This window comes from Streptomyces sp. Z423-1, from assembly GCF_013009255.1.
In the GTDB taxonomy this organism is placed as follows: domain Bacteria; phylum Actinomycetota; class Actinomycetes; order Streptomycetales; family Streptomycetaceae; genus Streptomyces; species Streptomyces gossypiisoli.
Genome location: NZ_CP053109.1, coordinates 6,506,946 through 6,520,470, shown reverse-complemented (window position 1 = coordinate 6,520,470; position 13,525 = coordinate 6,506,946). Strand labels below are relative to the sequence as shown.

Sequence of the window (13,525 nt, the reverse complement as noted above, 5' to 3'; positions counted from 1 at the left end):
CGACCATGGCGGGACCCGTCCTGGAAATGCGCTCGATCGTCAAGACCTTTCCCGGCGTCAAGGCGCTGTCGGACGTCACGCTGACCGTCCGGCAGGGCGAGGTCCACGCCATCTGCGGGGAGAACGGCGCCGGAAAGTCGACCCTCATGAAGGTCCTCTCCGGCGTCCACCCGCACGGCACGTACGAAGGGGAGATCCTCTTCGAGGGAGAGGTCTGCAGCTTCAAGGACATCCGGGCGAGCGAGCACCACGGCATCGTCATCATCCACCAGGAACTCGCACTGGTGCCGTACCTCTCCATCGCCGAGAACATCTTCCTCGGCAACGAGCACGCCACGCGCGGGATCATCAACTGGACCGAGACCCTGAAGCACGCCACCGAGCTGCTGCGCCGGGTCGGGCTCAGCGATCACCCGGACACCCGTGTCGCCGACATCGGCGTGGGCAAGCAGCAGCTCGTCGAGATCGCGAAGGCCCTGTCGAAAAGGGTGAAGCTGCTCATCCTGGATGAGCCGACCGCCGCCCTGAACGACGAGGACAGCGGCAAACTCCTCGATCTCATCCTGGAGTTGAAGAAGCAGGGCATCACCTCGATCATCATCAGCCACAAGCTCAACGAGATCCGCAAGGTCGCGGACTCGGTGACGATCCTGCGCGACGGGCGCACCATCGAGACGCTCGACGTGAAGGCCCCGGAGACCACCGAGGACCGGATCATCAGCGGGATGGTCGGCCGCGACCTGGAACACCGCTTCCCCGAGCGGACCCCGCACGAGGCGGAGGCGGACGCCGCGCCCGCGCTGGAGATCCGCAACTGGACCGTGCACCACCCGATCGACCAGCAGCGCAAGGTCGTCGACGATGTGTCGATCCAGGTGCGGCGTGGCGAGATCGTCGGCATCGCGGGCCTCATGGGCGCCGGGCGCACCGAACTCGCGATGAGCGTCTTCGGCCGCACCTACGGCCGGTACGCGGGCGGTTCGGTCGTCAAGGACGGTCGCGAGATCCGTACGAAGACCGTGGCGGAGGCGGTGAAGAACGGCATCGCGTACGTCACCGAGGACCGCAAGCACTTCGGCCTCAACCTCATCGACACCATCAACCGGAACATCTCGCTGACCGCGCTGGGCAAGGTCGCCAAGCGGGGCGTGGTCGACGAGCACGGGGAACGGCAGGTCGCCGAGGGCTTCCGCAAGTCCATGAACATCAAGGCGCCGACCGTCTTCGAGCCGGTGGGCAAACTGTCCGGCGGCAACCAGCAGAAGGTCGTCCTCAGCAAATGGATCTTCGCGGGTCCGGATGTGCTGATCCTGGACGAGCCGACGCGCGGCATCGACGTCGGCGCCAAGTACGAGATCTACACGGTCATCGACCAACTGGCCGCCCAGGGCAAGGCGGTCGTCTTCATCTCCTCCGAGCTGCCGGAGCTGCTCGGCATGTGCGACCGCATCTACACGATGGCCGCGGGCCGGCTGACCGGTGAGTTCTCGCGGGCCGAGGCCTCACAGGAAACGCTGATGCGTCAGATGACGAAGGACAAAGAGGTAACCCGATGAGCACGGATGTGACCGCCAAGACGCCGGCCCCCGCGCCACCCGGCAAGGGCGGTACGACCTCGGGCGCCGGACTGCTCCAGTTGCTGCTGGACGGCATGCGCCGCAACATGCGGCAGTACGGCATGCTGATCGCGCTCGGCCTGATCGTGGCGCTGTTCGCCGTGTGGACCGACGGCGACCTGCTGCTGCCGCGCAACGTCTCCAACCTGGTGCTGCAGAACAGCTACATCCTGATCCTCGCGATCGGCATGATGCTCGTCATCATCGCGGGACACATCGACCTGTCGGTCGGCTCGCTGACGGCGTTCATCGGCTCGATGGCCGCGGTGTTCATGGTCAAGAACGACATACCGTGGGTCCTCGCCGTGGTGCTGTGCCTGGCCGTCGGCGCGGCCGCGGGTGCCATGCAAGGCTTCCTCATCGCGTACTTCGGCATACCGTCGTTCATCGTCACGCTGGCGGGCATGCTGCTGTTCCGCGGTCTCACCGAGATCTTCCTGGAGGGCCAGACGCTCGGCCCGTTCCCGCGGGGCCTGCAGAAGGTCGCCAACGGATTCCTGCCCGAGGTCGGCCCGGAGACCAACTACCACAACCTGACGCTGCTGCTGGGCTTCGTCCTCATCGCGTTCGTGGTGCTCCAGGAGGTCCGGGACCGCAAGCGGCAGCAGGAGTTCGCCCTGGAAGTGCCGCCCACCCAGCTCTTCCTGCTCAAGCTGGTCGCACTGGTCGCCGCCATGCTCACCGTCACACTGCTGCTCGCCAGCTACAAGGGCGCCCCGATCGTCCTGCTGATCCTCGGCGTGCTGGTCGTCGGCTTCGGCTACGTCATGCGCAACGCGATCATCGGCCGGCACATCTACGCCATCGGCGGCAACCTGCCGGCCGCCAAGCTGTCCGGCGTGAAGGACAAGAAGGTCACCTTCCTGGTCTTCCTGAACATGGGCATGCTCGCTGCCCTGGCGGGTCTGGTCTTCGCCGCCCGCTTCAACGCGGCCTCGCCCAAGGCCGGCCTCAACTTCGAGCTGGAGGCGATCGCGGCCTCGTTCATCGGCGGCGCGTCGATGAGCGGCGGTGTCGGCACCGTGCTCGGCGCGATCATCGGCGGTCTGGTCCTGGGCGTGCTGAACAACGGTATGAACCTCGTCGGCATCGGCACCGACTGGCAGCAGGTCATCAAGGGCCTGGTGCTGCTGGCGGCGGTCGGCTTCGACGTGTGGAACAAGCGCAGGGTCGGTTCGTAAGTCCATCAGGGCCCCGCTCTCCAGAGCGGGGCCCCTCCATTAACAGGAGCCGCACATGGAACTGAACAGACGAACGGTCATCGCGGGAGCCGCGGCGGCGGGCATAGCCGCCACCACGCTTGGCGGCACCGCACACGCCACGGGAGGCAGGAGACCGGTGAAGTCGCTCTTCGGGAAGCTCGCCGACGGAACGAAGGTGTACAGCTGGGCGCTGGAGAACGGCGGCACCCGGCTGAAGGTCCTCTCCTACGGCGGGATCGTGCAGTCCCTCGAAGTCCCGGACCGACGCGGGCGCTACGCCAACGTGTCCCTCGGCTTCGACAACATCGAGGACTACGTCTCCTCCAGCCCCTACTTCGGCGCCCTGATCGGCCGTTACGGCAACCGCATCGGCAAGGGCCGCTTCACCCTGGACGGCAAGGCCTACCAGCTCTCCGTCAACGACGGCGAGAACAGCCTGCACGGCGGCGCCAAGGGGTTCGACAAGGTCGTCTGGGACATCGAGCCGTTCACCAAGGGCTCCGACGTCGGCCTGCACCTGTACTACACCAGCGTCGACGGCGAGATGGGCTACCCCGGCACGCTGAAGACCAAGGTCACCTACACCCTCACCCGGCACGGCGACTGGCGCATCGACTACGAGGCCACCACCGACAAGGCCACCGTCGTCAACCTGACCAGCCACGTCTACTGGAACCTGGCCGGCGAGTCGAGCGGCACGATCTACGACCACGAGCTGTCCATCGCCGCCTCCCGCTACACGCCGGTCGACTCGGGGCTGATCCCCACGGGCGAGCTGGCGCGGGTCTGGGGCACCCCCTTCGACTTCCGCCGCACCAAGACCGTCGGCGAGGACATCCGCGTACCGCACCAGCAGCTGCTGTACGGCAAGGGCATCGACCACAACTGGGTCCTCGACAAGGGCCTCACGGCCCGCCCGGAGCACATCGCCACGCTCCGCGACCCGTCCTCCGGCCGCACCCTGAAGATCGCGACCACCGAGCCGGGCCTGCAGTTCTACTCCGGCAACTTCCTCGACGGCACCCTCGTCGGCACCGGCGGCACCGTCTACCGGCAGGGCGACGGGCTGTGCCTGGAGACGCAGCACTTCCCGGACTCGCCGAACAAGCCGTCGTTCCCGTCGACCGTGCTGCGGCCGGGACAGACATACCGCACGACGACGGTCCACTCGTTCAGCGCGTGACTTCATACTTTCGTCACATGTGCTGAACGGGGTCACCCCGGCCTCCGTATGTAAGGGCGGCCCGTGCTCCCCCGCACGGGCCACCCATGGACGGAGGTTCCCTTGGCTGACAACGTCACCTCGCTGTTCCGCAGCACTGCGGCGCACAGCCCGTCGATGGCGGCGCTGACGCGGGAGAGCGACGGGTCGGGCCCGGTGGACTTCTGCATCCCCTGCAACCCGTACTTCCCCACCCCCGCGATGTTCGACGAGATGGCGGGCAAGCTGCGGGACATCATCACGTACTACCCGAGCAGCGCCGACACCATCACCGCCGAACTGTGCGGCCTGCTCCAGCTCCCGCCGCAGTGCGTGGCCATGGGCAACGGCTCCACGGAGCTGATCACCTGGATCGACCACCTCCTGGTCCGCGAGTCCCTGGCCGTGCCCGTCCCCACCTTCGGCCGCTGGACCGACCAGCCCATGGAGACCGGCAAGCGGGTGGACATGTTCCCGCTCCAGGAGTCCAGCGGCTTCGCCCTCGACCTCGCGCAGTACGCCGAGTTCATCCGCGCCCGCGGCACCCGGGTCGCCGTGATCTGCAACCCCAACAACCCCGACGGCGGCTTTCTGCACAAGCACGCGATCGTGCAGTTCATGGACGCGATGGCGGACCGGGACCTGGTCGTCATCGACGAGTCGTTCCTGGAGTTCGCCGACGCCGAGGCCGAACCCAGCGTCGTGCAGGAGGCGATGATCCGTCCCAACGTCGTCGTCCTGCGCAGCCTCGGCAAGAACTTCGGCCTGCACGGCGTCCGCTTCGGCTACCTGGTGGCCAACCCCGCCCTCGCGGGCCGGGTGCGCTCCATGCTGCCGAAGTGGAACCTCAACTCCTTCGCCGAACACGTGGTGTTCATGCTGAAGGAACACGGCACGGAGTACGCCCAGTCCCTCCAGCAGGTCCGCCGCGACCGCCTGGAGATGGCCAGCCAGCTCTCCGCCCTCCCCGGCCTCACGGTCTACCCCTCACAGGGCAACTTCCTCTTCGTGCGTCTCCCCGTGGGCGCCGAGGGCACCGTGGTCCGGGACCGGCTGCTCACCGAGCACCGGATCCTGGTCCGTGAGTGCGGCAACAAGATCGGATCCTCCAGCCGCTTCCTGCGACTCGTGGTGCGCCCCCAGGTGGATGTGCGTCGCCTGGTGTCCGGCCTGGAACAGGTGCTCTACGGGACCAGGAGGGGAGCCGCCGTGCCCGAGCTGGGCACCGGGACCAGCTACAGCTCGGGTACGGCGGCGGTGGACCGGCTGGTCAGTGCCACCAACGGGGCCGGTGTGCAGGGCCTTGCCGCTCAGGCCGTCGCTGCCGCCGGTTCCGTTGGCGCGGTCGGCGCCGGTATGCCGGGGTCGGCAGCCGCCCCGGCCGCCGGCGCCGGCATACCGATGCCGATGCCGGCGGCGGCGCAGGCGTTCCCGCAGCCGCCGGTGCCTCAGCAGGTCCCGCAACCAGCGATGCCCCGGCCCGCGATGCCCCAACCCGCGATGCCCCAGCCCGCGGTCGCCCAGCCCGCGGTGGCCCAGGCGGTCCCCCAGCCGACCCCCATCCCCGTCCCCGTCCCCGTCCCCGCTCCTGCCCCCGCTCCCGCTCCCGGCCCCACCCCGCCCGGCGTCCCCGCGCGCGGCGGGCTCACCGCGGCCCAGGTCCGGGGCACCACGGGCCCGGGCAGCCCGAGCGCCCCGGACCTGACCCCGGCCGCGGCGACCGGCTGGCCGGGGGCGACCAGCTGGCCCAACGCGGCGGGGATGGGGCAGGCCGGGTAGCGCCTCATCGCCGTAGGAGGTGTTGTGCGCGGGTGACTGCCGGACCAGTGTGGCTGGTCGCACCCACGCGGCGGAGCCGCATGTCGAGACAGCCCCGCGCGCCTTGGGTGGGCTGCACTACGCCGGGTTCAGGCGCCACTGTTGGCAGGTGTTGTGCAGCCAGGACCACTGGCGCAGGTCGGCCCCGTCTGCGGCGGAACAGTCGGCGGTGTCGAGAACCTTCCCGGTGGCAACGCTCACCAGCCGGTGGGTGTCGTCGCCGAGGGTTGTTCCCGCCATGGCAGGTCGCCGACGCGCTCGCGGCCAGGTACCGGCGTAGCGAACTGGCCGAGGCCGCCGGGTCGACGCTGGTCACCCGCGCCGCGCGGGCGGCGGAGCCGGAAGCGGCCATGGACCGGGTACTGGTGGCCACGGAACTGGCGAAGCTGTCCGTGGCGCAGCGGCGGGTGCTGCGCCTGGCCCTCTACGACGACCCGGCCCAGGCCCAGATCGCCGACCTCACCGGACGGCCCCCGGGCACGGTCAAGAGTCACGCACAGCGCGGGCTGCACCGGCTCGCCCGCTGCCTGCGCGAGGACGCGGGCACGGCGAACGCGTGAACCCCGTGCTCCAGCGGGGCGGAAGAGGCAGGCGGTGCATCCGAGAAGGGTGTTTGGTGCGGAATCACCAGCATAGGACCGGCACGGCCGCAAGGGAGCCAGGGTGCGGGACGCAGACGTGGTCGTCATCGGTGGCGGCGCCGCCGGGCTGTCCCTGGCGCGGCGGCTCACCACGCCCCGGGTGCGGGCCCACCGGCCCCTGACGGTCGCTCTGGTCGACGCCCCGCGCGGCGCGTTGCGGCCCGGGCCCCGGACATGGTGCTACTGGGAGGCGGCGGGCGGTGAGTACGACGGTGTCGTCCGCGCCGACTGGAGTCACTTGCGTGTCACGGGGCGGGACGGCACAGCCGTGACGGGGAGCCCCGGCCCACTGCGCTACAAGATGATCAGGTCTCCGGACTTCGAGAGGTGGGCGGGCGTGGAACTGGACCGGTCCGGGTGCCCGCGGCACGAAGCCGTGGTCGAGAGCGTGCGGGACGTTCCCGGCGGGGCCGAGGTGTGCGGGCGCGACGCCCGCGGGGCGCCCGTGCGGCTGCGGGCCCGCTGGGTGTTCGACTCACGGCCGCCGGGGCGGCCGGGACCGGCCCGGACCACGCTCCTCCAGCACTTCCGGGGCTGGTTCGTGCGCACCTCCCGGCCAACCTTCGACCCGGGCGTCGCCGACCTGATGGACTTCCGGGCCCCGCAACCACGGCACGGGCTCGCCTTCGGCTACGTCCTGCCGCTCGGCCCACGAGAGGCGCTGGTCGAGTACACGGAGTTCTCCCGCGCGGTCCTCGACAGCGACGGCTACGACCGGGCGCTCGAGCACTACGCCACTGAGGTGCTCGGGCTGGGGGACTTCGAGGTCACGGCGGTCGAGCACGGGGTCATCGCGATGACCGACGCCCGGTTTCCGCGCCGTACCGGCAGGTCCGTCTTTCCCATCGGAGTGGCGGGCGGGGCGACGCGTCCCGCGACCGGCTACTCGTTCGCCGCGTCCCAGCGCCACACGCGAGCGATCGCGGCGGCGCTGGCGAACGGTCGTACGCCGCTCGTCCCCGCCCCGCACGGGGCGCGGGCGCGCGCCATGGACGCCGTGCTGCTGCGCGCCCTGGACACCGGGCGGGTCGACGGGGCCGCCCTGTTCACCGGGCTGTTCGGGAAGGTGCCGACGGAACGCCTGCTGCGCTTCCTCGACGGCCGGACCAGCGCGTTCGAGGACTTTGCGGTCGGGCTGCGCACCCCGGCGTGGCCCATGCTGCGCACCGCCCTGGAACTGCCGTTCGTTCCCCGGCACCCGACCGGATCATGACGTACCGAGGAGATCCTCCATGTCACTCCTGCGCGATGCCGACCTCTCGGCCGCGTTCGACCACGCGGCACCGTCCTACGACTGGATGGTGGCCGCCAACCCCGGCTACCACGGCCAGCTGCGCCGCTCCGCCCGCCGACTGGCCCTGCCCGACGGTGGCAGCGGCCTGCGCCTGCTCGACCTGGGCTGCGGCACCGGCGCCTCCACGGCCGCCCTCCTCGCCGCCGCGCCCCGCGCGGACGTCACCGCGGTGGACGCGTCGGCGGGCATGCTCGCCAAGGCGCGGACCAAGAGCTGGCAGGCCCGTGTCCGGTTTGTGCACGCCCCGGCCGAAGGGCTGGCCGCGGCCGGGGTCACGGGCCCGTTCGACGCCGTGTTCGCCGCGTATCTCTTCCGCAATGTCGCCGATCCGGACCAGGTCCTCGTGGGCGTGCGGGACCTGCTCGCCCCGGGCGGGCGGCTCGCGGTGCACGAGTACACCCTCTCCGGCCGGGCGGCACACCGCGCGGTGTGGACGGCGGTGTGCAACGGGCTGGTCCTTCCGATCGCCCGGCGCACCGGGGACGGCGCGCTGTACGAGCACCTGCGGCGCAGCGTAGTCGAGTTCGACACGGCGGACGCCTTCGCGGCGCGCCTGGAGCGGGCGGGGTTCGCGGATGTGCGGACGCTGCCGCTCACGGGCTGGCAGACGGGGATCACACACACGTTCGTGGCTCGGGCGCCCAGCACCCGAGCAAGGCGGGCATGAGGACGGCGGACCACGCGGCCGGGACCTACGGACGGGACCGCAGGAGACGGCTGCTGACGGACCGTACAGGCGTGCCGCGCTTCGAGGGCGTCGGGCCGGCGGTCGCCGTCGTCGGCGGTGGCATCGCGGGGCTCGCGGCGGCCACCGTACTGGCGGAGCGCGGCGCGCGGGTGACCCTGCTGGAGCGGGAGGGCGAACTCGGCGGGCGGCTGGCGGGGTGGCAGGTGCGGCTGGCCGACGGCTCGTCGGCCACCATGACCCGGGGTTTCCACGCCTTCTTCCGCCAGTACTACAACCTGCGTGCCCTGCTGCGGCGGACCGATCCGGGCCTGCACGGGCTGACGCCCCTGCCCGACTACCCGCTGCGCCACAGCGCCGGGATGCTCGACCGCTTCGCCCGGGTGCCGCGCACTCCCCCGCTGAACGCCCTGGGGTTCGTGGCGCTGAGCCCGACGTTCGGATGGCGGGACCTGACGGCCATTCAGGCGCGGTCCGCGCTGCCGCTGCTGGACGTCCGCGTGCCCCAGGTCTACGAGCGGCTGGACGGGGTCGGCGCGCACGACTTCCTGTCCCGGATCGGGTTTCCGGCGGCCGCCCGGCACCTGGCCTTCGAGGTGTTCTCGCGCAGTTTCTTCGCCGATCCGAGGGACCTGTCCGCGGCGGAACTGGCGTTGATGTTCCACATCTACTTCCTGGGCTCCAGCGAGGGGCTGTTGTTCGACGTGCCGCGGGAGCCATTTCCCCAGGCGCTGTGGGAGCCCCTCGGGAACTATCTGCAGGCGCGCGGGGCGACGGTCCTCTTGGCCAGTGCGGTGGACGCGGTGACCCCGGCCCCCGACGGCACGGTACGTGTGTCCGCCGCGGGCCGGACGCGGTGCTTCGACGCCGTGGTGCTGGCGATGGACGTACCGGGACTGCAGCAGGTCGCGGCCGCCTCGCCGGACCTGGTCGACCGGACCTGGCGCGACGGGGTCGCCGGGCTGCGTACCGCTCCGCCCTTCCTGGTGTCCCGGCTCTGGCTGGACCGTCCGGTCCACGCCGACCGCCCGGCGTTCCTGGGCACCAGCGGATACGCGGAACTGGACAACATCAGCGTCCTGGACCGCTGGGAGGGCGAGGCCCACCGCTGGTCGCTGCGCACCGGTGGGTCCGTGGTGGAACTGCACGCCTACGCCGTCCCGCCGGGAGCCGACCGCAAGAACGTGCAGGAGCGGCTGGTGCACCAGCTGCACCGGGTGTATCCGGAGACCCGCGACGCGCAGGTGATCGACTCCCGCCACGAGTGGCGGGCGGACTGCCCGCTGTTCGCGGTGGGCGGCTACGATCGCCGCCCGCGCGTCCGGACCGCGGACCCGGCGGTCGTCGTGGCGGGCGACATGGTCGCCACGGGCCTCCCCGTCGCGCTCATGGAACGCGCGGCGACCAGCGGATTCCTGGCCGCGAGCGCCCTGTTGCGCCGGTGGGGGGTACGGGCCGAACCCCTGCGGACGGTACCGGACCGGGGCCGGTCGGCGGTGCTGCGCAACCTCGCAGCCCTGCTCGCGGAGCACTGACCGCGTCCCGGCGGCCCCTACCGCCCGCGGCTGAGCCGGCCCGGCCACCGCACCGGAGCCCGACGTCCCGCGCCGGCGCGGGCACGAGCAGGGACCTGACCGCCAGACTGTCCAGCAGGACACCGCAGGTTACGATGGAGACGATCTGTACGAAGGTCACGGCGGGCACGACATCGACGGAGGCGCTGACGCCTCCTGTGACGAGGAGCCCGTGCAGCACGCCCGCGGACGACGTGCCGCAGCGGCCCGGCGTCATCGGCTCCCCGGCGTCCGGGATCGCCACCCGTTCTCACCGTGCATCCGCCACAGCCCTGTTCGGCCACCTGATCAGGCCAGGGGAAGCGGCACCGCATCCAGCCGGCCGCGATCGCGGAAGGTGTCCCAGACGCGCCGACGCGAAGGTACGGCATGAGCCAGCACACCACCGCGGCCACCGCACCGGGACCGCACAGCCTCGTCACCGGCACCACCGGCTACATCGGCGGCCGGCTCGTCCCGGAGCTGCTGGACGTCATGGACGCCGCGTCGGTGGGCCGGGCGTTGCGTGGCATCGACGTCGCCTACTACCTGGTGCCCTCCCTGGGAACGGGCCGCGACTTCGAGGCGGCCGACCGGCGGGCGGCGCGCGTCTTCGCCGACCAGGCACGCGCCGCCAAAGTGCGCCGCGTCGTCTATCTCGGCGGCCTGACACCCGCGGGCGTCCCCGACCGCGCCCTCTCCCCCCACCTGCGGTCCCGTGACGAGGTCGGGCGCATCCTGTTACGTCGGGTGTGCCGACGACCGTGCTGCGGGCCGCCGTCATCATCGGGTCGGGCTCCGCCTCCTTCGAGATGCTGCGCTATCTCACCGAACGGCTGCCGGTGATGGTCACGCCCAGCTGGGTGCGCACCCGGATCCAGCCCATCGCCGTACGGGACGTGCTGCGGCTGCTGGTCGGCAGTGCCGGCATGCCCGCCTCGGTGAACCGCGCCTTCGACATCGGCGGCCCGGAGATCCTGACGTACCGCGACATGATGCTCCGGTACGCGGCGGTCGCGGATCTGCCCCGTCGGCTGATCCTGCCCGTGCCGTGCTGACGCCCCGGCTGTCCAGCTACTGGGTGGGCCTGGTGACGCCCGTTCCGCCCGCCATCGCCCGGCCGCTGACCGAGTCCCTGCGCCACGAGGTGGTCTGCCGCGAGCACGACATCGCCCGGTACGTCCCCGACCCGCCGGGCGGACCGATCGGGTTCGACGAGGCAGTACGGCTGGCCCTGCAACGCGTCCGGGACGCCCGAGTCACGACGCGCTGGTCGTCCGGGGCGCTGCCCGGCACGCCCAGCGATCCCCTGCCCACCGGCCCCGACTGGGCGGGCGGAAGCCTCTACGAGGACAGGCGGGCGGTCCCCGTGGCCGCCTCGCCCGAGGCGCTGTGGCGGATCATCGAGGGCATCGGCGGTGACAACGGCTGGTACTCCCTGCCGGTGGCCTGGTCGGTGCGCGGCTGGCTGGACCGGCTGATCGGCGGGGCGGGACTGCGCCGCGGGCGCCGGGACGCCGGCCGGTTGCGGGTGGGCGACGCCGTCGACTTCTGGCGCGTGGAGGACATCGAGCCGGGGCACATGCTGCGGTTGCGGGCGGAGATGCGGCTGCCCGGCCTGGCCTGGCTGGAGATGTACGCCGAGCCGCTCGGCGCCGGTCGCGCCCGCTACCGCCAGCGCGCCCTCTTCCACCCGCACGGCCTGCTCGGACACCTGTACTGGTGGAGCGTCTCGCCCTTTCACGCGGTCGTGTTCGGCGGCATGGCCCGCAACATCGCCCGCGCGTCGGCGACGACCGGAAGCGGAGGCGCCGCGTGCGAGGAGGCCGTGCCGCGCGCGACCGGCGCGCGGGACGGTGAGGCCCCGTGACCGGGTCCGCCCCGGAGCGCCCCGTACCGCGCACGGGGCCCCGACCGCCCGTCCCGCCGAGCCGCCCTCCCCCGTGCCCTGGAGCCATCCCTCCTCGCCCGTGCTCCGGGCCCGCCGCCGATCCGCCCGGTGATTCGTCGCAATCCGCCCCCGCTCCGTCGCGGTCCGCCGACCGATCTCCGCGTCCCTCGCTCTCCCTCCTGGAGCACGACCATGAACGTATCCGTCGTCCTGTTCACCGCCGACCTGCGGCTGCACGACCACCCACCGCTGCGCGCCGCCCTCGACAGCTCCCGTCAGGTGGTCCCCCTGTTCGTCCGCGACCGCGGTGTGGCGGACGCCGGGTTCGCGGTGCCGAACCGGATGGCGTTCCTGGCCGACTGTCTCGGCGACCTGGACGCAGGACTACGGGCCCGGGGCGGACGGCTGGTGGTCCGCTCCGGCGACGTCGTGCAGGTGGTCTGCAAGGTGGCCGCCGAGGCCGACGCCGACGCGGTGCACATGACGGCCGACGTCAGCGCCTACGCCCACCGTCGCGAGGAGCGGCTGCGCGCAGCGCTGGAGGCCGACGGCCGCCGACTGCACGTGCACGAGACGGTCACGGCGACGGTGGCACCCGGCGCGGTCACCCCGGTCGGCTCGGACCACTTCGCCGTCTTCACGCCGTACTACCGCCGGTGGTCGCAGGAGGAGCTGCGCCGCCCCCTCGACGCGCCGCGCTCGGTGGGCGTCCCCGACGGCGTCGGATCCGAGCCGCCGTCCTCCCGCCACACGCTCGCGGGCGTCTCCGCGGGACTGGCCCGCGGCGGCGAGACGGACGGCCGGAAACAGCTGACCGCGTGGTTGAACCGGCACGTGGACGCCTACGAGGACCGCCATGACGACCTGGCCGGCGACGCCACCTCCCGGCTCTCGCCGCACCTGCACTTCGGCACCCTCTCCCCCGTCGAGGTCGTCCACCGGGCCCGCCGGGCGGGTAGCAGGGGTGCTGAGGCCTTCGTACGGCAGCTCGCCTGGCGGGACTTCCACCGCCAGGTCCTGGCCGCCCGGCCCGACGCGGCCACCGCCGACTACCGCGGCCGTGACGACCGCTGGCGCCGCGCGCCTGAGGCCCACGACGACATCGAGGCCTGGCGCGAGGGCCGTACCGGCTATCCGATCGTCGACGCGGCGATGCGCCAACTGCGCCACGAGGGCTGGATGCACAACCGGGGCCGGCTGCTGACGGCGTCATTCCTGGCCAAGACGCTCTACGTCGACTGGCGGGTCGGCGCCGACCACTTCCTGTCGCTGCTCGTCGACGGAGATCTCGCCAACAACCAGCTCAACTGGCAGTGGGTCGCCGGGACCGGCACCGACACCCGGCCCAACCGGGTCCTCAACCCCATCGCCCAGGCCAAACGGCACGACCCGGACGGGGCGTACGTGCGGCGCTGGGTGCCCGAGCTGGCAGAGGTCGAGGGCGCCGCCGTCCACGAACCGTGGAAGCTGAAGGGGTCGGAGCGCGCCGCGCTCGACTACCCGGAGCCCCTGATCGACCTCTCCGAGGGGCTCGCCCGGTTCCAGCAGGCCCGCGCACGCGGCTGAGGAGCACCCGGACGGCCGTACCGCACTGGCTGTTCGGGGCCGGCTCGGCCCGCGCCGC

At 71.9% G+C, this 13,525-nt stretch carries 10 protein-coding genes and 1 pseudogene; 10 read left to right on the top strand and 1 reads right to left on the bottom strand.

Annotated features, from left to right (window positions below; all coding sequences use genetic code 11):
* Positions 1 to 5 precede the first annotated feature (5 nt).
* From mmsA to HJD23_RS29230, 4 genes are all read left to right on the top strand, one after another.
* Positions 6 to 1,556 (top strand): multiple monosaccharide ABC transporter ATP-binding protein, encoded by a 1,551-nt coding sequence (mmsA, locus tag HJD23_RS29245; protein ID WP_171112189.1) that lies wholly within the window; start codon positions 6 to 8, stop codon positions 1,554 to 1,556.
* Entirely contained in the window at positions 1,553 to 2,797 is a 1,245-nt protein-coding gene (gene mmsB / locus HJD23_RS29240) for a multiple monosaccharide ABC transporter permease (RefSeq protein WP_171112190.1), read from the top strand. Before mmsA ends, mmsB begins: the two co-directional genes overlap by 4 nt.
* Before the next feature lie 55 nt (positions 2,798 to 2,852).
* The gene (locus HJD23_RS29235) at positions 2,853 to 4,001 is read left to right on the top strand and encodes an aldose epimerase family protein (protein ID WP_171112191.1); all 1,149 of its coding nucleotides are present in this window, start codon (positions 2,853 to 2,855) and stop codon (positions 3,999 to 4,001) included.
* 102 nt (positions 4,002 to 4,103) lie between these two features.
* Entirely contained in the window at positions 4,104 to 5,798 is a 1,695-nt protein-coding gene (locus HJD23_RS29230; RefSeq protein WP_171134088.1) for a histidinol-phosphate transaminase, read from the top strand.
* A gap of 117 nt (positions 5,799 to 5,915) precedes the next feature.
* Here HJD23_RS29230 and HJD23_RS29225 read toward each other — a convergent pair whose 3' ends face one another.
* On the bottom strand, positions 5,916 to 6,077 hold the full coding sequence (locus HJD23_RS29225) for an RICIN domain-containing protein (RefSeq protein ID WP_240980843.1): 162 nt from the start codon (positions 6,075 to 6,077) through the stop codon (positions 5,916 to 5,918).
* Here HJD23_RS29225 and HJD23_RS29220 point away from each other — a divergent pair.
* The 6 genes and pseudogenes from HJD23_RS29220 to HJD23_RS29195 all read left to right on the top strand — a co-directional run bounded on the left by HJD23_RS29220 (position 6,065) and on the right by HJD23_RS29195 (position 13,467).
* Complete coding sequence (locus HJD23_RS29220) at positions 6,065 to 6,397, top strand: sigma factor-like helix-turn-helix DNA-binding protein (protein ID WP_171111889.1); 333 nt, start codon at positions 6,065 to 6,067, stop codon at positions 6,395 to 6,397. The two genes, HJD23_RS29225 and HJD23_RS29220, sit on opposite strands and share 13 nt — an antisense overlap.
* 103 nt (positions 6,398 to 6,500) lie before the next feature.
* Positions 6,501 to 7,691 carry a lycopene cyclase family protein gene (locus HJD23_RS29215; RefSeq protein ID WP_171112192.1) on the top strand — a complete coding sequence of 397 codons (1,191 nt, stop codon included), beginning with the start codon at positions 6,501 to 6,503 and terminating at the stop codon, positions 7,689 to 7,691.
* A 19-nt stretch (positions 7,692 to 7,710) separates the two neighbouring features.
* Positions 7,711 to 8,439 carry a methyltransferase gene (locus HJD23_RS29210; protein WP_171112193.1) on the top strand — a complete coding sequence of 243 codons (729 nt, stop codon included), beginning with the start codon at positions 7,711 to 7,713 and terminating at the stop codon, positions 8,437 to 8,439.
* Positions 8,436 to 9,992 (top strand): FAD-dependent oxidoreductase, encoded by a 1,557-nt coding sequence (locus HJD23_RS29205; RefSeq protein WP_171112194.1) that lies wholly within the window; start codon positions 8,436 to 8,438, stop codon positions 9,990 to 9,992. The genes HJD23_RS29210 and HJD23_RS29205 overlap by 4 nt, the downstream gene beginning before the upstream one ends.
* A 408-nt stretch (positions 9,993 to 10,400) precedes the next feature.
* Positions 10,401 to 11,880, top strand: a pseudogene (locus tag HJD23_RS29200) (SDR family oxidoreductase).
* A gap of 213 nt (positions 11,881 to 12,093) precedes the next feature.
* The gene (locus tag HJD23_RS29195) at positions 12,094 to 13,467 is read left to right on the top strand and encodes a deoxyribodipyrimidine photo-lyase (protein WP_171112196.1); all 1,374 of its coding nucleotides are present in this window, start codon (positions 12,094 to 12,096) and stop codon (positions 13,465 to 13,467) included.
* Positions 13,468 to 13,525: the final 58 nt, after the last annotated feature.